The 24,002-nt window shown below is 43.5% G+C and carries 19 protein-coding genes and 1 pseudogene; 18 read left to right on the plus strand and 2 right to left on the minus strand.

Going from position 1 to position 24,002, the window contains the following annotated elements; genetic code table 11:
• The first annotated feature begins 47 nt into the window (after nt 1–47).
• From AC58UU_RS02465 to AC58UU_RS02505, 9 genes are all read left to right on the plus strand, one after another.
• Complete coding sequence (locus AC58UU_RS02465; protein ID WP_497312636.1) at nt 48–971, plus strand: ABC transporter substrate-binding protein; 924 nt, start codon at nt 48–50, stop codon at nt 969–971.
• Entirely contained in the window at nt 968–2,119 is a 1,152-nt protein-coding gene (locus AC58UU_RS02470) for a phosphotransferase enzyme family protein (RefSeq protein WP_497312638.1), read from the plus strand. The genes AC58UU_RS02465 and AC58UU_RS02470 overlap by 4 nt, the downstream gene beginning before the upstream one ends.
• Before the next feature lie 232 nt (nt 2,120–2,351).
• Nucleotides 2,352–3,104: an ABC transporter permease gene (locus AC58UU_RS02475; protein WP_497312640.1), complete on the plus strand. Its 753-nt coding sequence runs from the start codon at nt 2,352–2,354 to the stop codon at nt 3,102–3,104.
• A gap of 11 nt (nt 3,105–3,115) precedes the next feature.
• A complete protein-coding gene (locus tag AC58UU_RS02480; RefSeq protein WP_497312642.1) occupies nt 3,116–3,877 on the plus strand; it encodes an ABC transporter ATP-binding protein in 762 nt (253 codons plus the stop codon).
• A 31-nt stretch (nt 3,878–3,908) separates the two neighbouring features.
• Nucleotides 3,909–4,757: a MerR family transcriptional regulator gene (locus AC58UU_RS02485; protein ID WP_497312644.1), complete on the plus strand. Its 849-nt coding sequence runs from the start codon at nt 3,909–3,911 to the stop codon at nt 4,755–4,757.
• Nucleotides 4,750–5,583, plus strand: a complete 834-nt coding sequence (locus AC58UU_RS02490) for a sulfurtransferase (protein WP_497312646.1) — start codon at nt 4,750–4,752, stop codon at nt 5,581–5,583. Before AC58UU_RS02485 ends, AC58UU_RS02490 begins: the two co-directional genes overlap by 8 nt.
• Before the next feature lie 597 nt (nt 5,584–6,180).
• Nucleotides 6,181–6,693 (plus strand): CBO0543 family protein, encoded by a 513-nt coding sequence (locus AC58UU_RS02495; protein WP_497312648.1) that lies wholly within the window; start codon nt 6,181–6,183, stop codon nt 6,691–6,693.
• A 349-nt stretch (nt 6,694–7,042) separates the two neighbouring features.
• A complete protein-coding gene (locus AC58UU_RS02500) occupies nt 7,043–7,765 on the plus strand; it encodes a hypothetical protein (RefSeq protein ID WP_497312650.1) in 723 nt (240 codons plus the stop codon).
• Between the two features lie 472 nt (nt 7,766–8,237).
• Nucleotides 8,238–8,486, plus strand: coding sequence for a hypothetical protein (locus AC58UU_RS02505; protein WP_497312652.1), 249 nt, complete (start codon nt 8,238–8,240; stop codon nt 8,484–8,486).
• 219 nt (nt 8,487–8,705) lie between these two features.
• Here AC58UU_RS02505 and AC58UU_RS02510 read toward each other — a convergent pair.
• A pseudogene (locus AC58UU_RS02510) lies at nt 8,706–8,867 on the minus strand (D-alanine--(R)-lactate ligase); the annotation flags it as partial.
• Nucleotides 8,868–9,166: 299 nt separating this feature from the next.
• Between AC58UU_RS02510 and AC58UU_RS02515 the strand changes: the two are divergent.
• The 3 genes from AC58UU_RS02515 to AC58UU_RS02525 are packed head-to-tail and all read left to right on the plus strand — an operon-like array spanning nt 9,167 to nt 12,970.
• Entirely contained in the window at nt 9,167–10,675 is a 1,509-nt protein-coding gene (locus tag AC58UU_RS02515; RefSeq protein WP_497312654.1) for a spore germination protein, read from the plus strand.
• A gap of 25 nt (nt 10,676–10,700) precedes the next feature.
• Complete coding sequence (locus tag AC58UU_RS02520) at nt 10,701–11,840, plus strand: Ger(x)C family spore germination protein (protein WP_497312656.1); 1,140 nt, start codon at nt 10,701–10,703, stop codon at nt 11,838–11,840.
• A gap of 17 nt (nt 11,841–11,857) precedes the next feature.
• Entirely contained in the window at nt 11,858–12,970 is a 1,113-nt protein-coding gene (locus tag AC58UU_RS02525; protein ID WP_497312658.1) for a GerAB/ArcD/ProY family transporter, read from the plus strand.
• Nucleotides 12,971–13,434: 464 nt separating this feature from the next.
• Here the strand turns inward: AC58UU_RS02525 and AC58UU_RS02530 are convergent, their stop codons facing one another.
• Nucleotides 13,435–13,935: a GbsR/MarR family transcriptional regulator gene (locus AC58UU_RS02530; protein ID WP_497312660.1), complete on the minus strand. Its 501-nt coding sequence runs from the start codon at nt 13,933–13,935 to the stop codon at nt 13,435–13,437.
• Nucleotides 13,936–14,290: 355 nt separating this feature from the next.
• Here AC58UU_RS02530 and AC58UU_RS02535 point away from each other — a divergent pair, with 355 nt between their 5' ends.
• From AC58UU_RS02535 to AC58UU_RS02560, 6 genes are all read left to right on the plus strand, one after another.
• The gene (locus AC58UU_RS02535) at nt 14,291–15,385 is read left to right on the plus strand and encodes a putative 2-aminoethylphosphonate ABC transporter substrate-binding protein (RefSeq protein ID WP_497312662.1); all 1,095 of its coding nucleotides are present in this window, start codon (nt 14,291–14,293) and stop codon (nt 15,383–15,385) included.
• Nucleotides 15,386–15,477: 92 nt separating this feature from the next.
• Complete coding sequence (locus tag AC58UU_RS02540) at nt 15,478–16,512, plus strand: ABC transporter ATP-binding protein (RefSeq protein WP_497312664.1); 1,035 nt, start codon at nt 15,478–15,480, stop codon at nt 16,510–16,512.
• A gap of 14 nt (nt 16,513–16,526) precedes the next feature.
• Complete coding sequence (locus AC58UU_RS02545; RefSeq protein ID WP_497312666.1) at nt 16,527–18,227, plus strand: putative 2-aminoethylphosphonate ABC transporter permease subunit; 1,701 nt, start codon at nt 16,527–16,529, stop codon at nt 18,225–18,227.
• A gap of 35 nt (nt 18,228–18,262) precedes the next feature.
• Entirely contained in the window at nt 18,263–19,057 is a 795-nt protein-coding gene (locus AC58UU_RS02550) for an HAD family hydrolase (protein WP_497312668.1), read from the plus strand.
• The gene (locus tag AC58UU_RS02555) at nt 19,047–19,388 is read left to right on the plus strand and encodes a DMT family transporter (RefSeq protein WP_497312670.1); all 342 of its coding nucleotides are present in this window, start codon (nt 19,047–19,049) and stop codon (nt 19,386–19,388) included. The genes AC58UU_RS02550 and AC58UU_RS02555 overlap by 11 nt, the downstream gene beginning before the upstream one ends.
• A gap of 263 nt (nt 19,389–19,651) precedes the next feature.
• Entirely contained in the window at nt 19,652–24,001 is a 4,350-nt protein-coding gene (locus tag AC58UU_RS02560) for an S-layer homology domain-containing protein (RefSeq protein WP_497312672.1), read from the plus strand.
• Nucleotide 24,002: the final 1 nt, after the last annotated feature.

A 24,002-nucleotide genomic window follows, 5' to 3' on the forward strand; every position in this document is an offset into this window, starting at 1 on the left:
TAGCAGTGCAGAAGAAAACAGACCCTAACGAAAAGGATGTTGACCTGATGAAAAATGTGAAGGTAATGCTGGAATACTTTTACCCTTGGACCAATGCAGCCGGATTCTACTATGCGCGTGAGCAGGGATGGTACCGGGATGCCGGTCTTGATGTGGAGTTTACGGTGTATGATCCCGGACGGGGGGACACGCTCGCGTATCTCGCAACAGGGGATGCGGATTTCGGTATCTTCCCTAGCAATCGACTGCTGGTGCAAAGAGAGAAGCTGCCCGTCGTCATTGGCGTGGCCGCTATTAATCATAGGGGAATGGAGACGGTGCAGACCGTGCGAAGTACAGGAATTCGGCGTCCGGCTGACTTGAGCGGGAAGCGGGTAGCCATGAATCCGACCCCACGGGGGCTTGCTATGATCCGACAACTGGTTCACGCCGACGGCGGAGATCCGAATGGGATCATTGTGGTCGACCGCGGCACGCGGGAACTGAGTCCTGATGCGATTGCTGCCGGGGAAGTGGATGCGACTTTCGGCAGCTACTGGGCATGGGAGATTCTGATGGACACCGCCGTTCCGGAAGAGGAGCGAATCGTATGGCCTGTGGATGAGATCGGGGCGCCGCCTTACCATAGCTACCTGCTGGGAACGCAGGAGGAGGAGACTCGGCGGGACCCTGAGACTATACGTTCGTTTTTGGCTGCTACGGAACGAGGCTATCGAACTTTGGCCGCGGACCCGCTCAAGGCCGCACCAATCTTCGAACGCTTTATTCCGTACTTCCCGGCTCAACTCGTTGAGCGCTCGCTGCCGCTTATTGCAAGTACTTGGCTGCATGACGGTGTCTGGGGCGTACAAAGAACCGAGCTGCTCGCTCCTTATTCAGAGTGGCTAGCAAACCATGGCATTTTGCAGGACCGAGACGGCTGGAAGACCGCTTATACGAATGAATTCCTGCCTCAGGGGGATATGAGATGAATGATCAAACGAACATGACAGAGGTGCAGGTTCACGGGATGGGAACGACGCTTGTCCGGCCGGATTGGGCGCCGATTACGTTGGAGGAGGCTAACCGCCTTCTCAGCTTTTATCCTGACTTGGAGGAAGCTTCGACTCTTATATGGCATAGTCCGCGTCCATTCTCCAGCGCCACAATTGCTGTTACATCTACAGTGCGTCTATTTGTGAAGAGACACCATCATTCTGTACGGGATGTATCTGGATTGACGGAGGAGCATCGTTTTATCAGGCATCTGCGGAATGAGGGGATTCCGGTCAGCGATGTTCTTGCCGGAATTGGGGGTCAGACGGCCTTCGAAATGGACGAATGGACGTATGAGGTGCACCGGCTTGCCAAGGGACTTGATTTATACCGCGATGCTGTCTCATGGAGCCCTTTTCTCTCCGAAAAACATGCCTACGCAGCTGGTGAAGCGCTTGCTCGGATGCATCTTGCCGCGGAAAACTTCGACGCTCCTCCAAGGCCGGTCCGTGCGCTTGTATCGAGCTTCTCAATCTTTGCTTCTACAGATCCTCATGCAGCGATGTCGTCATATATCGCCGAGCGGCAGGCATTAGCGGATTACATCCGCAATCGTCCTTGGGAGAGGGACCTGAAGACGATTTTCTTGCCCCTTCATGCCCGCCTTGCTCCATGGCTTAGAGATTTGCGCTCACTGTGGACGCATAACGACTGGCATGCCTCGAATTTGCTGTGGGATGACCGTGACGGAACTTCGAGCGTTGAGACGATTCTTGATTTTGGGCTCGCGGACCGGACGAATGCCGTCTATGATCTGGCTACGGCCATCGAGCGCAATACCATTGAATGGCTCGCGATTGAAGAAAGCGGGCGGCATGACATTGTGCATTATGAGGAGCTTGAAGCCTTGCTGTCCGGGTATGAGTCGATCCGTCCTCTAAGCGATAAAGAGTCGGCGGCTCTCGCGGCGATGCTCCCTCTAGTGCATGCGGAATTTGCCCTGTCCGAGATTGAATATTTTGCAGGTGTCGTTCGTTCGGCTGCCAATGCCGATCTAGCTTATGAGAGCTTCTGGCTGGGGCACGCGAAGTGGTTCGAAGGGCAGGCAGGACGAGATTTACTTGCATATTTGAAAAAAAGATAACTCCGATCTTGGAGTAGGCTGCCGATTAGTAGTTGACAGAATAACGGGATGTTGTTAATATCATATAAAATCTATCGGAATTATAGTATTTAGAATGAATTAGCGGATTTAGTGATAAAGGACCATATCACCAATGATCTGGTGTTTGGTTTCTTTCTTGTTTCCTAATCAAAGAATAGCGGAATCTCATTTCTACTTGAAACCGCAGATAAATGCAAAGGTGTGACTACCCATGAACAGGCTCAAAAGACTGGATCAAAGGCTGTATCCGATTGCCACTCTTCTTCTTGCAGTAATTGTATGGCAGCTGATCGTGACTTTGGCCCATGTACCTATATATATTCTGCCTTCGCCTCTCGATACGGTGGATGCGCTCACCAGCGACTTTGGTACGATAGCAGGTCATGTCGGCATGACTCTTTATGAGTCCATCCTCGGGTTTGCACTTTCGATTTCGTTAGCATTTGTGCTGGGCATTCTGATGGACAGCTTCGTTATAGTGAAGAAGTCACTTTATCCTATCCTGATCGTCTCCCAGACTATTCCGACCATCGCCCTTACTCCACTGCTCATCGTCTGGTTTGGCTTCGGCATTTTGCCGAAAATTCTCATTATCGTTATGGTGTGCTTTTTTCCAATTTGCATTAGTCTTGTGGACGGATTTGAGAGGGTGGACAAAGATTATCTGAACCTGTTTCATTCATACAAGGCATCCAAGCTACAGACGTTCATTCATTTGAAGCTTCCTTATGCGCTCGTCAATTTCTTCTCCGGACTCAAAATAGCGGCAACCTATATGATCATGGCGGCAATTATCGGAGAATGGCAGGGCGGAATCAAGGGGATCGGCGTCTATATGGTGCGCACCAAGAATGCTTACGCGCTCGATAAAGTGTTTGCGGCGATTTTGGTCATTGTCATCATCAGTGTTACTTTCATTTATCTGATCAACTTTATTGCCAAAAAAACGACACACTGGAAATAGCGGAGGTTACCATGCAAGATAGAGCGCTGTTGGAAAAGACTGCACCGTGTTCCGGCGATAAGGACGCCTTGATCCGTCTGGATCGTATCAGCAAGTCCTACGGTCCCACTGAGATCTTGAAGAATGTCTCCCTGAATATAGGCAAAGGGGAGTTCGTCTCCATTCTTGGGCCAAGCGGCTCCGGAAAAAGTACATTGTTCAACATTATAACGGGTCTGGTGCCGGCAGACGGGGGAACGCTGCAAGTAAACGCAGAGATCGGATATATGCAGCAGAAGGACCTGTTACTGCCTTGGAGAACCGTGCTGGACAATATTGTGCTGCCATTGGATTTGAAGGGCTTCGATAAAAAGGCTTCGCGGGCCAAGGCGGATTCGTTAATTGACCGGGTGGGGCTGAGGGGGTATGAGCATTGTTATCCAAGCCAGTTATCCGGAGGAATGAAACAGCGTGCGAGCTTCTTGCGCACCTTCCTTGCTACGGGTGAAATTATGCTTCTGGACGAACCCTTTGGCGCGCTGGACTCAATTACTAAAGAGAGTATGCAGGCTTGGCTGCTGGAAGTTCAGGAGGCTCTGGGCGTTACGATTCTTTTTATTACGCATGATATCGAAGAGGCAATTTTCTTGTCTGACCGGATTTATGTGCTATCTTTCCGACCTGGTGTTGTTAAGGAGGAAATTCGGTTAGACTTTGGCCACGGGAACAAACGGGAGAGACTAATCAATCCTGAGCTTCTGATCATAAAGAAAGCGATTAAGGATCTGCTGTAGTACAGGATGATGGAGTGAAAGGGGGCGCAGCATGGAATGGTATACCATTGGAGAAGTTTCGAGGCTATGTAATATTCCGATTCGGAGGCTTCGTTATTATGACAATATCGGCTTGCTGACGCCTGACCGAATTGTTCCTGAAACCAATTACCGGTATTACTCTATGGAAAGTATACGGAAAATTCCGCTAATAAAATATTACAAGCAGCTTGGCTTCAAGCTCGCAAGTATTAGCCGAATGCTGGAGCGACCGAACTTTGATGTATTGGAAGACTACATGGCCAGAGAGCTGCTGATTGTCGAGAAGCAAATGGCTGAGTTGCAGAAGAAGCATTTCGCCATTAAAGAATGGCAGCAGCTTCTGGAGCAAGGAGAAACCCTTCTCGAGGAGTCGCAGGAGAGTAGCAAAATCGCGGTTGCGAGCTTTCCGCTCTACCGGACGATGAAGTACCGCTACGAAATCCAGAATCATCAAGCTGCGGACATAGAGGTTCTTTACAGCAATCTTCTCGTCGAATTATGCAGTCGGAATAATATATTTGCCTATGGGCCGTTTATGCTTTATTTTAACGATTTCGATCAGCGCATCAATCATACATTCACAGGCGTAGACTGTTACACGGCCGTTATTGTAGATGAGACGAATGCTGCGCTTACGACAGAGGTTGGGGGGTTCCAGGTGTTAAGCGTCATGCACAAGGGAGATTACCGAACGATCTCTGACACGTACCGCAAACTCAAGGAATGGGCGAAGCAGAAGGAAATTCCATTGCAAGGGGCTTCATATGAGCGGTGTATCATCGATCCCTGGAGCACTACGGTCAGCGACAATTATATTACGGAGATCATTTTGCCAATTGGAGGAAGTGCCCATGTCTAATTTAATCCACTCATCTGAAGCGTTCAGGAGGCTCAATGATTCGAACACCGTATTTACGGACGTCCGCTTCGTGTTAGGCGAACCGTCAGCCGGTTACGATTCATATTTGCTGAGCCATATTCCCGGGGCAGTCTTCTTTGATCTGAATACGGACCTCTCAGGTCCTAAGGAAGCACACGGAGGCGGGCACCCGCTGCCCCATCTGGATGCGTTCGCAGATAAGCTGGGAAGGGCCGGTATTGATGAGAGCAGTGAAGTGATAGTATACGACGATCAGGGAGGTAGTATTGCTTCGCGGTTGTGGTGGATGCTGAAATATACCGGACACGAGCGAGTAAAGCTGCTGTCCGATGGCTACTCAGGCTGGCTGGCAGGTGGTTATCCGGTAACGGCAGAGCCGTCTCGACCTGTAGTTAAACGGTTTTTGCCCCGGTTGGATGAGAGTTTGCACGCGACAATGAGCGAGGTTAAGGCTGGAATCGGTCAGGACGATCAGGTTCTGTTGGATTCGCGGATTAGCAGGCGCTATACAGGCGAGGATAAAACGAAGTATCTCAAAGCAGGACATATTCCAGGCGCGATTAATCATTATTGGGAGGAGGGATCTCCCGGCGGCGTGTTCCTTGGTGCGGCCGATCAGCGTAAGCGTTTTGAGGCTATTCCGTCAGACCGGAAGATTACCGTTTACTGTGGTGCAGGAGTCACTGCTTGCCCTAACGTGCTAGCTCTAACGGAAGCTGGGTACGATAATGTGAAGCTTTACGTAGGCAGCTGGAGCGACTGGATTTCGTATGAGGATAACCCGGTTGCGAAGGGCGAGGAATAGGGGGCGTAAGACCGCGTCCGACGGGCACTTGGGATACAGACCACAAAGTGCTGTAGGTTCATTCTCTCTAGCTGCTCCAAGTCAACAAGGAGTCAACAGAAGCTTGTTGAAATGTGGTAGGAAATGACAATCCGATGTGCTTTATCCCAATAAATGTTACATGTGCACATTGAACTAACGGAGAACGATAGTTCAATGAATTGAAACGGGATCTGCAGCTGCGGATCCCGTTAATTGTGATTCTGGAAGCATTACTTTGCCGCGAGTACTTTGAAGCATTTTCATGCAGCTGCGGCAAAGATATGCTTCTGTGACTTGAATTAATTTTTTGCCAAAGTTTGAAGCATAATTTTGCCGTGAAACCTTTGGTTTTACGGCAATTTCTTTCTTTATAGAAGTATTTCAAGCATTTTTTTGCCGTCAGTACCATTTATGAAGCATTACCTTGCAGTCGGTACTTATATAAAAGCCGGACAAATTGATATTTGGAGGAATGAGCACATGGATGCTCTTTCCCTCCGTGTTCAAATACTTATTGTATGATTGATGGTAAAAATACCAATAATATGCCCAATCAAACTTAAAGGATGGAGTCGCATGTTCAATATTATAGTGACATTGATCGATATTGTTGTTGCCTGGCGCTGGGGCGATTGGCGAAACTGGCGTAGCTATCACGCTACCATCCTTTACTTCATTAGCTGCGATCTGCTCTATAATGTGCTTACAGATCATTATCCTCTGTGGAAATATACCCCTACCGCCATTTTTCCCAACCATACATTAATAAACTTGTTCGTCATGTTTATTGCATACCCAAGCATGCTGCTTGTTTATTTGGGACGTTTTCCATCAGGCTGGTTCAAACAGATTGGCTGGATCGGTCTCTGGGTTGCTTTATGGTCTGTACTGGAATGGTGCAGTATATGTCTTGGACAATTCTCTTATTACAACGGATGGAACTTTGGGTGGTCAATCGTTTTTAACATTGCGATTTTTACCTTTTCAAGGCTTCATTACTTAAGGCCACTGCTTTGTTATATGTTATCCGCCATTGCAACTGTGCTGCTTGTATGGTACTTTAAAGTGCCTCTAAGGGAGTTGGAGTAACACTCGTTGCTTCTTTTCAACATTATGCAACGACTTCAGTTCGCCGTGCAATTGCAGGCGACACCTTAAATAAGTCATTACTTTAATGGAGAACGATAGTTGAATAAATTGTAATAGGAACTGCCGCCGCGGTTCTTTTTTTTATCGAGTTTGAAGCATTTCTTTGCCGTCGGTACTTATAGTTGAGCTGTGAGGAAAAAATGAAAGTTTAAGACTAAAAATTAGACCGTGAAAATAAAGTATTGGACTGACTAAGCGTCATTAAACGGGCAGTATTGCGGAACAACACGGATGACAAACTAGGTAAGACAATATACGGGAGAACTTGGAAAGAGGGTTATTTGATTAGATGAAAAGATGGTTCATGGTACTCACTGCTACATTTGTTATGCTTATTTCAATTGTTTCTGTTGCATTTGCCGTAACACCTATATCGAATAAGGCTGAGTCGAAAAAACATGCTGTTGCCACTTTATCGGAAGCAAAAGCTACTCTTTATGCAACCGAAAGAGAAGGTTATTTTGATAAATTTGAATTACAAATAAATGGAGTTACTCGATCCTTTCATGATTGGAAAAACGTAGATAATCCCACATATGCCCCAAGGTTATTTTACAACGACATAAATCATGATGGTAAAAAGGAACTCATTATCGTTTTAACAAAAGACTATGGCACAGGTGTTTTGAATACAGAGGTACATGTGTTTCAATCGACTCAGACTACCATTGATGGAATTTACGAAGAAGTGTTGGTGGATAACCCATTATCAATAATATTAAAGAACGTAAAGACAAGATTGACAGCGAGTATAGCAGAAATAATCATTGGAAACACGAAAACGGTAGAACAGATTGAGAAATTTCATATTAAACAAGAGAACCTATTCTCTGATGTTTTCTTCGGTAATATTGTTAAATTTGGTGTTATAGACGATCAATTAATGGCTTCTATTCTTGGGCAAATATCATCTGGAGTCTTCGTCGGTGCGATTGTGATTGCTTATGAATATAAAGATAAAATGTATCAAGCAAAGAAAGTTGAATATGTGAATTTAGATTGGTCCTATTAAGCTAACGGGATACTATAGCTGAATAGACATAAAGAGAAGGCTGCCGATAGCATTTTGAACGGCAGCCTTCTCAACTAAAGGGCAGGATTGCTGAATAGAATGTTAATATATAAAATAAGAACAAACCGACGACACGGAGTTATATTATGAAAGCTCGAAAAGATATGCGCCAAGTTTGTCCTAAATGTGGATACGAGAAATGTCTACCCAAATTATATAAAGATAACCCCAAATATCCTTCTGGTGCAATTTTAAGATGTAAGCAATGCAAATCACTTTTTGCACTAAATAACAGTGGTGAATGGTATTTCTGGAAAGAGTGGGAGAACTGAAACCTGTGTTCTGATTAAGCTAACGGGTAACGATAGTTGAGGAGCTTGCTTTTGTGGGCTCCGTTTTATAATTATTTATGAAACATCACAGTTCTATTTTATTTTGTAATAATTGAAATTTATTACAGGGACGTGTGACAATGGAAGATGATGATCTGAAGAGACAACAGAGACAACAAGAAGAGGCTAGAAGAAAGTTTTATGGTGAGACTAGCAGTACCTCAAATTCAATTTATGTAAGTGAGAATTCTGTTGCTAAAGCACTCAAGATCATCGGGTTAGTTGAAATTATCGTAGGAATAATCCTCGGCTTTATTATGGCAAATCTTCATTTCCCTACAGACAGTATTCTTTACTCTAAGAAGATACATGTTTTATGTGGAACATAGCATTTAGTTGGTGGGGCAATAGTATTGTATTCGGTATATTTGTTATAGGTTTCAGTGAAATTGTTAGGCTGCTGCATGAGATAAACAAACGAGGTAAAAAAGAAAAAATTTAAATAATTAAATTAATGGCATAAAAGCCATTAGGTGATGCCGTAAGAAACACCGAGCAGATAGGGGGGAACCTCTATTTGTTTGGTGTTTTTTTAGTCAACGGAAGGGGTTCGCAAGCTGGAGCAGCCCTTGCACGGTGCCGTCTTCTCCGTTTTGGCCGTGCAGCACGGGAAAGACGAAATCCAGCGGGGTAAAGCGGTATTCCTGATTGACAAGCTCAATCAAGCCCTTCATTGAACGGTCGGGAGACAAGAGGGCGAGGAGACAGCTTCGACAACGGCCATCTGGATGTTACGATCGATGGTGAATCACTGCATATCCTGCTAGTTGATTTACTTGTGGATAAACAACCTTGTTCTGGTCGTATGTTATTCTTCTGCACGCATACTCAACAATTTCCTTGTGGGTTCACCATCCCATGGCTCTACGGGTCTATGCCCTAGTAGTCCGAAATGGAGGTGCCAAGTGCACGCTCACCTTTAGTTGACGAATAAAACATCAGCGATCCGCTCATACTTCACTTATGGAAAAAAATACTTATGAATTTCACTGAAAAATGAGGGCCTTCTATGTCTGCAATACAATCGTTTTTTACAACTGCAGAGGAAATGGCAAAGCATTTATCAGCCGAATTTCAAAATCGTAAAGGATTTCAGGTGAAATACCTTCGCGATACCAACAGTACGCTTGTTCTTTTTTATCTTGATGTTCTCATTGACAAAACGCTTTTGCACCGAGATATTTTACCTCCTTTGCAAAGTGATCAATGGAATGCTTGCGATGCAGAACAACTGATTGGGCAAATCCATATCGGTGAATTACACATCATCGATGAGATCGATCAAATTATTGAATACATTTTTAAAGGTTGGATCTATTTACATATCGACGGTCAATCGCATGGAATCATTCTCAATGCTTCCCAAATACCAAAAAAATCCTTGTCAACACCTGAAGTAGAAGTGCAAATTTATGGACCGCAAGTTGCTTTTAACGAATCGCTGGAAGTCAATACAGCCATTCTATGCAACTATATACCAAATTCGGCACTGGAGACGGAATCTTTTACTGTAGGAAGAAGAACAAAGACAGACGTAACGCTTTTTTATGTGAAGGATCTCGTCAACGAACATACCATTTCTGCCATTAGGCAGCGCATAACGAATTTGACAATCGATGGTGTTACCGATTCTCATGTATTGATTCAACTCATTGATGACAATTCGAAATCCATTTTTCCTAGTCTTATCACAACAGAACGCCCGGATCGTGTATCTGCATCGCTGCTCGAAGGCAGAGCAGCCCTTCTTGTGAACGGCAGTCCATTTGCTATCATTGGTCCATGTACATTCTTCGACTTCTTGAAATCTACCGAGGATACTTACTTACGCTGGCAGATACCGACATTTATCCGACTGATGCGTTTATTCGGTTTATTGATTTCGCTTTTCATTACGTCGGCATACGTAGCTGTTCTTACTTACCATTATGAAATGATTCCACCCGCACTGCTTGTTTCTTTGGCTATATCACGGTCCAAAGTGCCGTTTCCCCCTTTGTTTGAAGCAATGATTCTGGAATTTATCATCCAGTTATTGCGGGAAGCTGGGGCGAGGTTACCGACAAAAGTAGGACAAACCATGGGTATAGTTGGTGGTATCGTTATAGGTCAGGCAGCTGTACAGGCCGGTTTTACAAGCAACATCCTCATTATGATCGTTGCCTTGGGAGCATTGTCATCGTTTACAACACCCATCCACATGATGGGTACAGCCATTGGGATCATTCGTTTTCCTATGATCATCTTGGCAGGAATATGGGGACTGCTAGGAGTCACGCTGGGAGCATGCTTTTTGCTTCTCCATTTATTACGCCAAACAAGTCTTGGATTCCCTTACTTGCATCCGTACTATCCACCAAGAATCTCTGATATGAAAAATGATCTCATCCGTTTTCCCATTGATTTATTGGCTAAACGAACATCCTATACTCGACCAAAAGACAAGCAGCAGTTCAAAAGAGACTATAAACCAGATGAAGATATTTACGAATCGCCATTTGAGAACAACGTTAGATAGGGAGTCATAATGAGGGGGATGAATGATGAGCAAAAAGAGTAAGGCGGGGTACCTGCTTTTGCTTATTCTCCTTAGTGCCGCCATAACTGTCGGGTGTGTGGAGCAGCATATATTGGATAGATTGGCGCTGCCGATTGCAGTGGGGTATGATGATCTCGGAAATGATCGCATACTTGGAACAAGTGTGCTCTATCAATTTGATAAGGAGGCAAGAGAACGTGCTACGGTAATCGCAAGCACTGCCTTTACCTCAAAGGGCATATGGGAAAGTTCAAATAGAGAATCCGTCAAAAAAATCGTATCGGGACAACTGCGAGTAGTCGTTGTTCAGGACAAGCTTGCAGCCAATGGAATCATCAATTTGATTGATACATTAAGCCGTGACGTAACCATAGGCAATCGACTCTCTGTTTTAGTCAGCAAAGGGACAGCAAAGGATATTTTGATACATCGTTTTCCTGAAATGAGCAATGTCGGTTCATTTCTCAATAAAAACGTGACACAGAATGTGCAGGGAGAGAAGATCATTTCTTCTACTCTCCATGAATTCTTACACGACTATTATTCTTCAGGGAAAGATCCTGTTGTCCCTGTGGTGCGGCGAGTAGGAAACGAGATCCATCTGTCTGACATTGCCCTATTTAAAGATGAACGTATGGTCGGAGAACTTCCCGCTCGGAAGAGCATTCACTTAATGCTCGTTCGCGATCGCTTAAAAAGGGGTACCATCGAACTTTCCATTAAACGTGCAGATTGGAAAGAAGAAGTGAAAGGGAAGGAACGCGGAAAATTTATTCGAGTCATTCTTGATAATATTTCAAGCAAAAGCGACATCACTCTGACAAGTCCAAAAGAGATTGCTTTTATAATAAAAGTACGGATGATGGCAAGGATTCAAGAGTTTTCCCCCAGACTTGACCTGTCGAAGCCTCAATCGAATAAAGAATTGGAGAAGCTCCTCGCGATAACTATCAAAAGAGAAATTGAAGAAGTTCTGCATAAATTGCAAAAGGTGGGAAGTGATCCAATCGGTTTTGGCGAACGTTATCAAAGTTCAGTGCGCGGTGTAAAACTGTCAAGCAAAGAATGGCACGAGATGTATAAAAAGGCGAAATTCACTGTTCATTTGGATGTAAAAATACTAGGTACCGGGGCAATGGAATGATGGAGGTGATGAAAACATTGAACGAAAAACAAAGAAAAAACTATACGGCTTTTAACGCTTTTTTGCTATTCTATATCATCATTTCTAATCAATTTGGAGTCATCTCCTCGGGATTTAGTAAAGATATTTATGAGATAACTGGGCATGATGCCTGGATATCCATTATTTTCGCCGGGCTTGTCACTCAACTTATCGTATGGGTGATGATCAAAACGCTACGGTATTATCAGGCAAAGGATTTATATCAAATTCACGATGATTTGTATGGCAAATGGTTAGCGAAATTCGCAAATATGTTCTATATCATTTACTTCTTCGGTCTTGGTTGTACGATCACCATTCATTTTGAAGAAATCATACAAACATGGTTATTTCCAGACATACCCCGATGGGCTTTCAATTCTGTGATACTTGCTTTGTGTATCTATGGGGTTCGAGGTGGGATTCGCGTTATTATTGGTTTCTGCTTTGTTTCGATTATCATCACCATCTCATTGTTTTCTTTGCTTTATTTTGCTATGCAATTTACCGATTGGCATCACTTATTACCAATTATGAATGCCAAACTTTCTGATTTGTTAGTCGGAGCCTTTGAAATCAAATATTCATTCTACGGATATGAAATTCTCTATTTTGTGTATCCTTTCGTGAAGGAAAAAGAGAAGGTCTCTCTTTTTTCCCAATTGGCGTTGCTGACTACAACTTTACTCTATGTCATCATTGTGATCATGACACTTCTTTACTTTGATTTGCACCAGCTCATAAATAATAAGTATCCCACCTTGTCATTGTTTACTGAAGTTGAGCTGCCTTTTCTTCAACGCATTGATTTCCTCGTGGTCTCCATGTTCCTGTTTCATATGTTCCCGAATCTCCTATTCAGTTTGTGGGTAGCATCACGTGGTTTAAAACATGTGCTATCAATAAAGCAGAAATCAGCATTGAAAGTGGTTCCTGTTTTTATCCTAACGGTTAGCATATTAGTGGTAACACCAGAACAAAGGAAAACCTTGAATGCTTGGATGACGAATTACGGTATATACGCTGGGATGATTTACCCTATAATCCTGTTTTTATTCGTCTCGATAAAACATAAACTCAAACTCCGAAAGACATCAACAGAATACTGAAACAGCAGGCAGCCTGAGACTTTTTAGGGCCGTCTGATTATTAAATTTAGCTACCCAGGATGGGATTTTAGTGTAATGCATTATTATGAATAATTATACATTACTGTCGTTCATCCCCTTGATTTAAGCTTAGATATGATATTGTTTCAGTCGGGATAAGAGAGTTGTGATCTGTTACTTTCTAAAATGTCAACAAAGCAAAATAATGCTGTACTACAAACAAATTATAGTATAAACAAATAAATTGGCCGCCACAAATTAAAAGAGCCACCTCCGCCGAGGTGGCTCTCTCAGACGTACTGAGGGCAAGGTACCAATAACTCCTTGGATTCTCGGAAACGTTCATGTCAATAGGATCGAATGCATAGCCCTGATCATTATCGGATATCTATTCTCCATCGCTTGGGCTACAATATCGGTTACCATCAAATTCGACGATGGGGATTGTGTACAGATGTGAAAAATCAGCAATCAATTGGTGAAGAATGATTATTAAAATATTCCCCTCGCTTCAGGGCGTCGACAAACTGCTGGAGCCAAACGTAATATGTTTGCCCATGCCGAAGTTTATATAAATCTTGAAGAGCAAAATTACGCTCTTGGTCTGTTATATGTTCGTCAAGAATCAATTCTGTCAATTCAGGAAGAGCTTTACTAATGGCTTCTGTCATTACATTGATTTCATGTTGGAGTTTGTGCGTGAAGAAGTTTTGAAACGCAAGAAAAAAATCGACCTCCGCAGCATACAGTTCTTTTCGCTCCTGCTTTTCCTCTAACTTTTTTACCAATTGGGATTCTACCAATGATCTAACCGCATAGCTCATGTTGCTTTTACTCATATTCATGCGAATTTTCATCTCATCGAGAGTCATTGGTCGATCTTCAAAGAACATAATCCCATACAATTGACCGGATGAATGAGTTGCACCGTACAAATCCATCGTATCTGCAATAGCATCAATCATGTCTTGTCTGATACGCAACCTTTGTTCTGATGTGTTCTTTTCCTCTTTTTGAGACACTAGAATGTTCACTTCCCTATTTCAGATCGACTGAAAGATTCAATAGATTTTGTTTGAATTACTACTATTATAGCAAAAACTACTTGTTTAAGACAAAAGAAAAGAATTTCTGTATTTACATAATCTTTACACTGAGTTAACGGTCGTTTGACACAAAAAATATATTCTTAATGTACAATAAATATTGTACAGAATAGTTATATGGAAAGAAATTTGGTTTAAATCCACATAATTAAATATAAATTGAATTTTGTGGATTAGTTATCAAAACTATTATATCAAGTAAAGGGGATCAACAATGAAAACGAAATGGAAATCAATTGCGTCTATGTTACTTATTACTGGTGTATTGGCAGGCTGTGGTACAGCGAAGCCAGATAGCGCAGCCTCAAGCAGCAGTCAACCGAGCCCGACAGCAACTGTGACTGCAAACAAACCAGCGGAAATCACCGTTTATTCTGCAATGGAAGAAGAACAAATTAAGACCTATCTTACTTCATTTAAGACTCAGAATCCTACGATTAAAGTGAACATTGTTCGTGATTCGACAGGGATCATGACAGCCAAGTTGATTGCAGAGAAAGAAAATCCTCAAGCGGACGTCATCTGGGGTTTGGCCGCAACAAGCTTGCTAGTTATGGATGATCAAAAAATGTTAGAGGCTTATGCGCCTAAAGGTGTAGATCAGGTGCTGCCTGAATTTAAAGATAAATCGAGTATTCCAAAATGGGTCGGTATTGATATCTGGGAGACAGCCATCATTGTAAATAAGGTGGAGATGGAAAAACGCCACTTGGCCATTCCCCAATCGTACGAGGATCTGGCTAAACCGGAATACAAAGGATTAATCGCTATGCCAAATCCTGCATCCTCAGGTACGGGATACTTAACCGTGAATGCACTTATCCAACTTTACGGCAAGGATAAAGCGTGGACTTTTATGGACAAGCTGCATGAAAACATGATGGTGTATACTCATTCTGGATCCAAACCGGCGAAAATGGCAGCTTCAGGAGAAGTTCCTATTGGTATCTCATATGGATACAGCGGCATTCTGGAGAAGAAAAAAGGGTCCCCGATTGAAGTCATTTTCCCTAAAGAAGGATCAGGCTGGGATATGGAAGCCAATGCATTAGTGAAAAAGAAAGACATTAAACCGGAAGCAAAGTTATTCTTGGATTGGGCGATTAGTGCTGAGCCGATGAAGGAATACAATAAAAATTACGCTATCTTAAGTATTAAACAAGAAGGAAACAAAATTCCAGATGGCTACAGTAAAGATCCGGTATCGCAATTGACCAAGTTGGATTTGTATCAAGCTGCTAGAGACCGTGAATCTGTGCTGGCAGATTGGGCAAAGAAATACGATTCCAAATCGGAGCCGAAAAAGTAAACGTTATTTATTATTACGGGATGCCTAGGTTAGGCATCCTTCCCATTTTCTGAGTTTTCGTTAGGTAAATTAGTTGAAAAGGGGCATTTGTGATGAAGCCAGGATATTTATCGCTGCGTAATCTTTCCAAACATTTCGGGAAGCAAACTGCGTTGCAGGAAATAAATTTAGATATTAATCAACATGAGTTTATCTGTCTGTTAGGACCAAGCGGCTGCGGCAAAACAACGCTGTTGCGTATCCTTGCGGGGCTAGAAAAAGCGGATCGGGGACTTTTGACCATTGGAGGAAAAGATATCACTTCTGTACCGGCCGGAAAACGGAACTTCGGCATGATGTTTCAATCGTATGCCTTATTCCCTAACTTATCAGTTTCCGAGAATATTGCGTATGGACTTCGCAATCGTTTAACCAAGTCTCAAATTGGGGATCGTGTAGATGAACTGCTTGGATTAGTGGAGTTAAGAGATCAACACCATAAAGTACCAGCTCAATTATCGGGAGGCCAACAACAACGGGTAGCTCTTGCACGGGCGCTTGCTTTTTCGCCAGATTGTTTGTTGCTGGACGAGCCATTATCCGCTCTTGATGCCAAAGTTCGTGTCAAGCTGCGACGTGAAATTTGCCGTCTGCATAGACAATTCGGCATGACGACAATTATGGTGACGCACGATCAAGAGGAAGCTTTAACTATGGCTGATCGCATTGTGGTCATGAACCAATCACGAATCATTCAAGTTGGCACTCCAAATGAAGTATATGAAAGCCCTAATAGTCCCTTTGTTGCTGATTTTATTGGAGCAGTAAGCTTTATCGAAACGGATAAGGGAAAACAAGGAAACGCTATATTGGCTATTCGTCCAGAGCATGTTCAATTGGTTCGGGAAGGCCATGAGAAGGGCAGACAGGGTATCGTACGGGAATTCGAATATCGAGGGACTCACTACCGTTTGGTTCTAGAATTATTAGATCATCAGGATACTCCGCTTCAGCAATTCCTTACCGTTGATCTGCCAACGCAAGCTATGGTGACCTTTAATATCAAACCTAATCAGAAGGTAACATTTAACTTACCACATGAACATGTTATTCGGTTTGATGCGGTATCGAATAGTGCGGTTGGATAAGGAGGTAATTGGTCATGCAAATGTGGTTAAAACGAATACGACCGAATTCTAACACATGGAGTCAAAACGGGTTCATTTTAATAATGACATTCACCTTAATAATGACGATCCTGCTACCTCTTGGGGAACTCGTGATGAAAGCCGTAAGTAATCAAGAAGGACATTTTATTGGACTAGCCAATTTCGCCAAATACTTCTCGACACCGTCTTTAGTCACTTCGTTATGGAATTCCATTAAAGTTTCATCGATTACGACCGTAATCGCAGTGACGCTTGGATTCGGGTTTGCTTATGCGCTTGAGAGAAGCGGGATCCGGGGGAAATGGTTTTTTCGATCGATAGCGCTGCTGCCGCTTTTTGCGCCTTCGATGCTGCACGGATTAGCGTTAATCTATTTATTTGGTAATCAAGGATTGATTTCTACCGGGTTCTTCGGTGTGCTGCCTGAATTTCGAATTGAGCTTTATGGACAGATAGGGATTGTTTTATCCGAAATTTTATATACCTTTCCACAAGCATTTCTTATCCTCTCGGTTGCTCTTGCGAGCTCGGATTATCGATTATATGAAGCAGCGGAAACCCTGGGTGCCTCGAAATGGCGTACCTTTTGGACAGTTACCGTGCCAGGTACCAAATTTGCACTCATTAGCACGATTTTTGTTTGTTTTGTCCTGACGTTTACAGATTTTGGGGCACCCAAGGTTGTAGGTGGACAGTACAATGTTCTTGCAACCGATTTGTTCAAGCAAGTGATTGGACAACAAAACATGCAAATGGGGGCTGCTGTTGGTGTGCTGCTGTTAATTCCTGCCGTTTTTTCGTTTGTTATAGACCGAATTTCACAACGAAAACAGAGTGGGTGGCTCAGCGCGAAATCAATGCCCTATCGAATTGAGGAAAACAAGCTGCGTGACGGCCTTTTATACATGCTTTGTTCAATTGTATCAGCTGCCATTCTTAGCATTATCCTTGTGGCCATCTATGGGTCGATAGTGAAAGTATGGCCTTATAACTTACAATTCTCATTCTCTCATTATGATGGTTTTTTTGACGGGACGGGACCGTTTGTTAACAGTTTGGTCATTTCGGCTGGTGCTGCGTTGATTGGCACTGTGGTGACATTTATGTTTGCCTATCTCATTGAAAAGTCGCGTGGTTATGTATTACTGCGCAATGCCGCTTATTTTTTATCAATGCTGCCGCTCGCATTGCCGGGATTGGTGCTAGGTCTCATTTATGTATTCTACTTTAACAATCCGAACCAACCCTTAAATGGGCTATACGGTACCATATGGATCGTGATCATATGTAATATAGTACATTTTTATTCGGTTTCGTTTTTAACGATGACCTCGGCGCTTAAGAAGCTTGATAGCGAGTTTGAGGCTGCATCAGAAACGATGAATGTACCGTGGTATCGGACCCTGCTCAGGGTGACGGTACCGATGTCTCTGCCGAGTATTTTGGAGATCTTTATGTATTATTTCATCAACAGCATGGTTACGGTGTCAGCGATCATCTTTTTGTATGCGCCGGACTTGAAACCGGCAGCCGTGGCGATTGTTAACATGGAGGATTCAGGTGATACAGCTCAGGCGGCGGCCATGTCGCTGCTTATCATACTGGCAAACCTGATTATGCGAACAGTTGTGATGTTGTTGTCTGGGAGGATACGTCGGCGAACGGAAGCACTACTGGTTAGGAAAGATAGTTAGTATTCACCTAATTGAGGATCACAGGAGCGATAGAAATGTCGAATTTGATTGTTAACAAGAGAAGCTATTCTGTAAAGGGGGTTTTATTTGATAAGGATGGGACACTGCTTGACTTTATAAGTCTTTGGGGATATTGGAGCGAGTCGTTATACCGTCATTATTCAAGTAAAGTGTTGGCTGTTGGAAGAACTGGGGTCATTGATCCCATCTCGGTTTTGTGGGGAACGGTTCATGATGCCAACGGACATATCTCTGATTACAGTAGAAACGGTCCACTCGCCATGGGATCGATTGGAGACCTACTCGCCATATTGGCATGGCAAGGTTACCGACTAGGACTTCCTTGGAGTGAATCCATGAGGTTTGCAAGAGAAAGTAAGCGCTTGGCGGATGAAGAAATGGAACAGGTTCGTCCGGCTTATCCGCTACCAGGCGTTATTGACTTTTTGAAGCGATGCCAGGATCAAGGAATACCCATTGGGATTGTTACTGCTGATGAGACAGCGGAAGCGGAAAAACACCTGCAATGGATGGGAATCCGCCAGCTGTTTAAAGTTATTATCGGAAACGATCAGGTGAAACAGGGGAAGCCTTTTCCCGAAATGGTACATAAGGCTTGCTTAGAGCTCGGTGTAGCACCAAATCAGGTTGCCTTGATTGGGGATACGAATAGCGATATGCAGATGGGGAAATCAGCAGGGGTTGCAGTTGCCATAGGACTTGGGCGTAAAGATGTTGAACAGTCGAACGAACCCTGGCTTAAAGACGCCGATGTGCTCGTCTCCACGTTCTCCTATCTTTACTTGGAGGCATCCATAAATGAAGATTGAGAGCGGTTGGGGATGGATATTCCTCATACTTGCCATCCTGTTTGAATTATCGGGAACAACGGCAATGAAGCTATCCGAAGGATTTACTAGATTTTGGCCGTCTCTATTGATGTTTGTTTTATATGGCTGCAGCTTTACTCTGCTTAACTTTGCACTAACCTACATTGAAGTTGGTATTGCTTACGCGATTTGGTCAGGCGTTGGTATAGTTCTAATTACGCTTGTAGGATTTGTACTTTTCAAGGAATCATTCGATATAACCAAATTGGCTTGGATGTCGCTCATCATTATCGGTGTCATCGGCTTGAAGTTAAGCAGTAAGGTTCATTGATATGGCGGATTGCACCCTCATGTTTACAATAAATAAACCCGCATTTTACATGTAATTAACCTATTGATCGCGAGTTTATTGTACAGTATTTTTTGTACACATATGAAATAACAGATCTTTTAATGTGAGAATTACAAATCTAAAAAAAAAATTGAACGTTTTGTGAGGTGGTGCTTACGGATTTAAATGCCTTTATTTATCGCATCAGACTTTTTCGATCATCATTGTTTGTTTGAAAAACTAAAGTATGGAGGTTTTCTGTAGTGAAAAGAGTTATATCCTTTACCCTCGCATCAATGATGTTAATCGGTACGTTATCGAACACGGCAGCAAATGCAGAGAGTGACGTATTAAATGCCAACCCCCTTATGGCATCAATAAAATTCGATAATAATTTAAACGACGATGCAAATCAAGGGCAATCGTTGATGGTACATGGAAATTATAGTTATGTAGACGGTGTATTACCCGGGACCAAAGCTCTGCACTTAGAAAGCGGAAACGGCAATTATGTCAGTACGACGCAAAGCTTGAATGTTGGTAATGGCAGTTTTACCACATCCTTCTGGTATAAGGGCGACACTAAGGATAATCAGGTAATAGTATCGAACAAAGATTTTAGTAAGAGCTCTAACGCAGGCTGGGCGATTTATACATCAGCCAATTCGGTCAATATGAATTTAGGATTCCCGACCACATCAGTAAAATTTGGGCGCGACACGTTTAATGCTTCCGCTTGGCGTTACGTGACATTTGTTGTAGACAGAGATAAAATGCTCGGGTCGTTGTATATTGATGGTTACGAAATGGCTGAAACTTCGCTGGGGGTCGGAACTTTAGATACATCGAACCCATTAAATATAGGCAGCGACGGAGTGGGCGGCAATGGTGGTAATTCATTCGATATCGCTGATCTGAAGGTTTGGAAAGGTGCAATTAGCAGTGATGTAGTTCAAGCTAATTATAATAGTTACGGTTTAAATAAAGTAGATATGAACGCACTTAACGACACAATATCAGAAGCAAATACACTCATGGCAGGCGGTCTCGGCAGCGGCTTCAGCCAAACCGATTTTGATTATTTGAAAAAGGTTTTGAATACGGCAGCTACGGTTGCAACAACACAAAAAGTAAAATTATATACACAGGAAACCATCAATTATTACGAACGTGAACTAAACAACGCCATATTCATCTATCAAAAAAGCAATAAAACATTAACTCCAGCCGATTTAAATATAGCGGATAGCAGCGACCCGGAAATCCATCCCGGATCAGTCGCGCGCGTGGAAGAAGATTATAGAAAAGCCTTGAAAGTATTCCCGCAGGCCGACGTATTGGTGCAGCCTGGCGACATTACCGCCGGTAACAATGCCCAAGATTATCTGTGGATGGGTGATCTTACAAAAGTATACAATAAACTTAAAGCTGAGGGCTTATTTAACACTACGAAGTTATATATTGTAAAAGGCAACCATGATATGAACGGCACCGAAAATTTAATACCTGTCGGTACGGCGGGCGCGTGGAACGAATCTACGAATTCGTACGATAACGATTTCTATAACAGTGCTTATAGGGTAAAGATAAAAGGATATAATTTGATTGGTTTTGATGCAAATATTAACAGCAGCAGCACGGTGGGAAAAGCCAAGGATTACCTCAACCAAATCAAAAGTGAAGCGGATTATGATCCAACAAAACCCATATTTGCAATGTCTCACTACCCGATAAGCGGAACCGTGTGGGGATCGGCATGGAGCAGCGGTGCAAGTAATAATTTCGGTAAATTTATTGCCGACAATAATTTTTCGCAGGTGTTCTATATGTCAGGTCATACGCAATATGACCCGACCGACGAACGTTCTCTCTATCAAGGTGCGGCTTCGTTTCTCGATTCCGGTGGTTCGAACTATTCCAGTTATCAAGATGACGGTCCGTTCGGCGGATATATAGAAGGCGCGTATGGAAGCTATCATACCACACCTCGCATCTCGAATTTCATAGAGGTTTACGGTACTAAATTGATCCTCAAGCAGTATAATTTAGCTACAGATGAATTTGTAAGCATACCTCGTGTAGTCAACGTTGGCGAAGGCAAAGATGCCTTTAGCTATAGCAAGAAAGATATAAGAGAACTCATAGCTCCGCAGTTTGATGAGGGCATTAAGATCGATTCCTTGAATGCCAACGAAGTTGCTTTTACAATAAAGCAAGCAAATGACAATGTGCGGGGTATGGAATATAATATACAGCTTATCAACAAGCTCACGGGGAAAGTGGACAAATCGTTTAACAGCCTTTCGTATCCGATGGACAAACCATACGATGTATACAGGCAATATAAGTTTACAAATTTGTCGCCGGGTACTCCATATAAAATCAGGGTGTTCGCCGACGATTCCGTGTATAACCGTTCGTCGCAGGACATTGAAATTAATGTTAACAGTGTTAAATTAAACAGCATCACTGCGCCTGCATCGGTATCTGCGATTATCGGAACGGACAAGACAGTGACAGCTCTTGGATTGCCCGGAAAAATTGCTCTTGAAACTGATGGAGGAAATGTGGACGCAATTGTAACGTGGGATGTAAGCGGAATTAGCTACGATCCGGCGATCAAGACGGTGCAGACCTTCACGGTGCCTGGAACCGTAACCCTGCCTTACGGAGTCGATAACCCGAACAGCGTTCCATTGACAACAAGCATTAACGTAACTGTGAATAGACTCCCTCAGTCACAAATGACAGCTACAGCAACTAGCCAAGAAATGGTGTCTATGAACAATGCTGCATCCATGGCGATTGACGGAAACCCACAGACGTTTTGGCATACAAAGTGGGATAAATCCAATGTTCTTCCTCAGTCCATTACATTAAACCTCGGAGGAACCTACAATATCAATAAAGTCACGGCTTTGCCGATGCCATCACTCGGTAACGGAAATATTACAGGCTACAATGTCTATGTAAGTACGGATGGGGTGACCTTTACAAAGGTTACAAGCGGAAATTGGGCAAACGACATTAAAGAGAAAATTGCAACTTTTACACCGGCAAATGCATCATTCGTCAAGCTCGAAGTAACGGCGGGCGTCAACGGATATGCTTCGGCTTCGGAGATCAACGTATTTCTGGATTCGGTACCGGCACCTTCGGATAAGCCGCAAACGGTGTTAGCCGGACCGGAAAAGGTGAACACAGACCAAATGTTCAATCTAAGAGTGGGACTGACCGGCGTTACGCAAAGCGTATACCAGTCGTTGTATGCCCAAGATTTGACGCTTCACTATAATCCGGCGATTTTGCAGCTCGATTCGATTGCATCACTGAAGGACGGCTTCCAAGTCATCGATCAAAAGGAGACAGCGCCGGGACAAATCCGGATTATGGCTGCCAGAGTGGGTGCGAACGTGCCTGCCCAAGGCGATTTGCTTGCATTCAAATTTAAAGCCAAAGCTGCAACGCAAGCTTCTACTAAGACGACAGTATCGATCGATAATGTTGTAATTGCAAACGAACAAGGGAAAGAGCTGCAGGCAGCTGGTGCCTTCCATGAGGTAACCGTGTCCGAGAAAGGCGGTCAAGTTGGCAAAATTCCAGCTGTACCTACAGAATTGACAGGAACAGCAGCAAGTACGTCACAGATAAACGTAACATGGAAGAATTCAATAGACGCAACGGGTTATGACTTGATGGTGGATGATGTTATTCAAACGGATGTTGCAAATCCATTCACACACACAGGTCTTGCAGCAAACACAAGCCATACCTATAAGGTGAAAGCTAAAAATGCGGCAGGAGCTAGTGAATGGAGTACAGAGGTAACTGTAAGCACTCTTAGCGATAGCGATAGCGATAGTGATACGTCGTCGGAGCAAATTCCAGTACCAACACCTAAGCCAACACCTGAGCCAAAACCTGAACCAAAACCTGAATCAAAGCCGACAGATCCTGTATTCGACGGCAAGATTGTTAATGTAGAAAAATTAATTGAAGCGATCAAGTCCAAAGTAGAGGAAGCCAAGAAAGCTGATAAAAAGGTTGAACTAGCTGACATGAAAGGACACTGGGCCGAAAAGACCGTTGGTACGTTCGTGAAATTACAAGTTATCGATGGGTATGAGGATGGAACGTTTCATCCGAACGGTCAAATCACACGCGCAGAGTTTGCAGTGATCATCTCTCGCGTATTCGATGCCATCGGCAGCGATAATCATGTGGTTGAACTGAACGACATTAACAGTCATTGGGCTAAAGACGCAATTAACAAACTTGCAAGCGCAGGAGTTATTGCCGGATACGGAGACGGAACCTTCAAGCCGGAAAAAACGATCAGCCGTGAAGAAATGGTCATCATTTTGTCCCGTATTATGGATTTAAGTAAGGTGGACAAAGATGCTTCGAAAGGCAACTTTACGGATATGGCAAACGCAAGCCCGTATGCGGCAAATCTAATCAAAGATGCTGCAGCAGCGGGTATCGTCAGCGGCAAAGACAAAGGCGTATTCGATCCGCAAGGCGGCTCTACACGTGCGGAGGCATTTACAATCGTTCTGAATGCATTGAACCTTCACCCTCAAGTGAAAACACTATTGGAAGGCTTGAACTAAA

It is taken from the genome of Paenibacillus sp. JT22N1 (assembly GCF_059692155.1).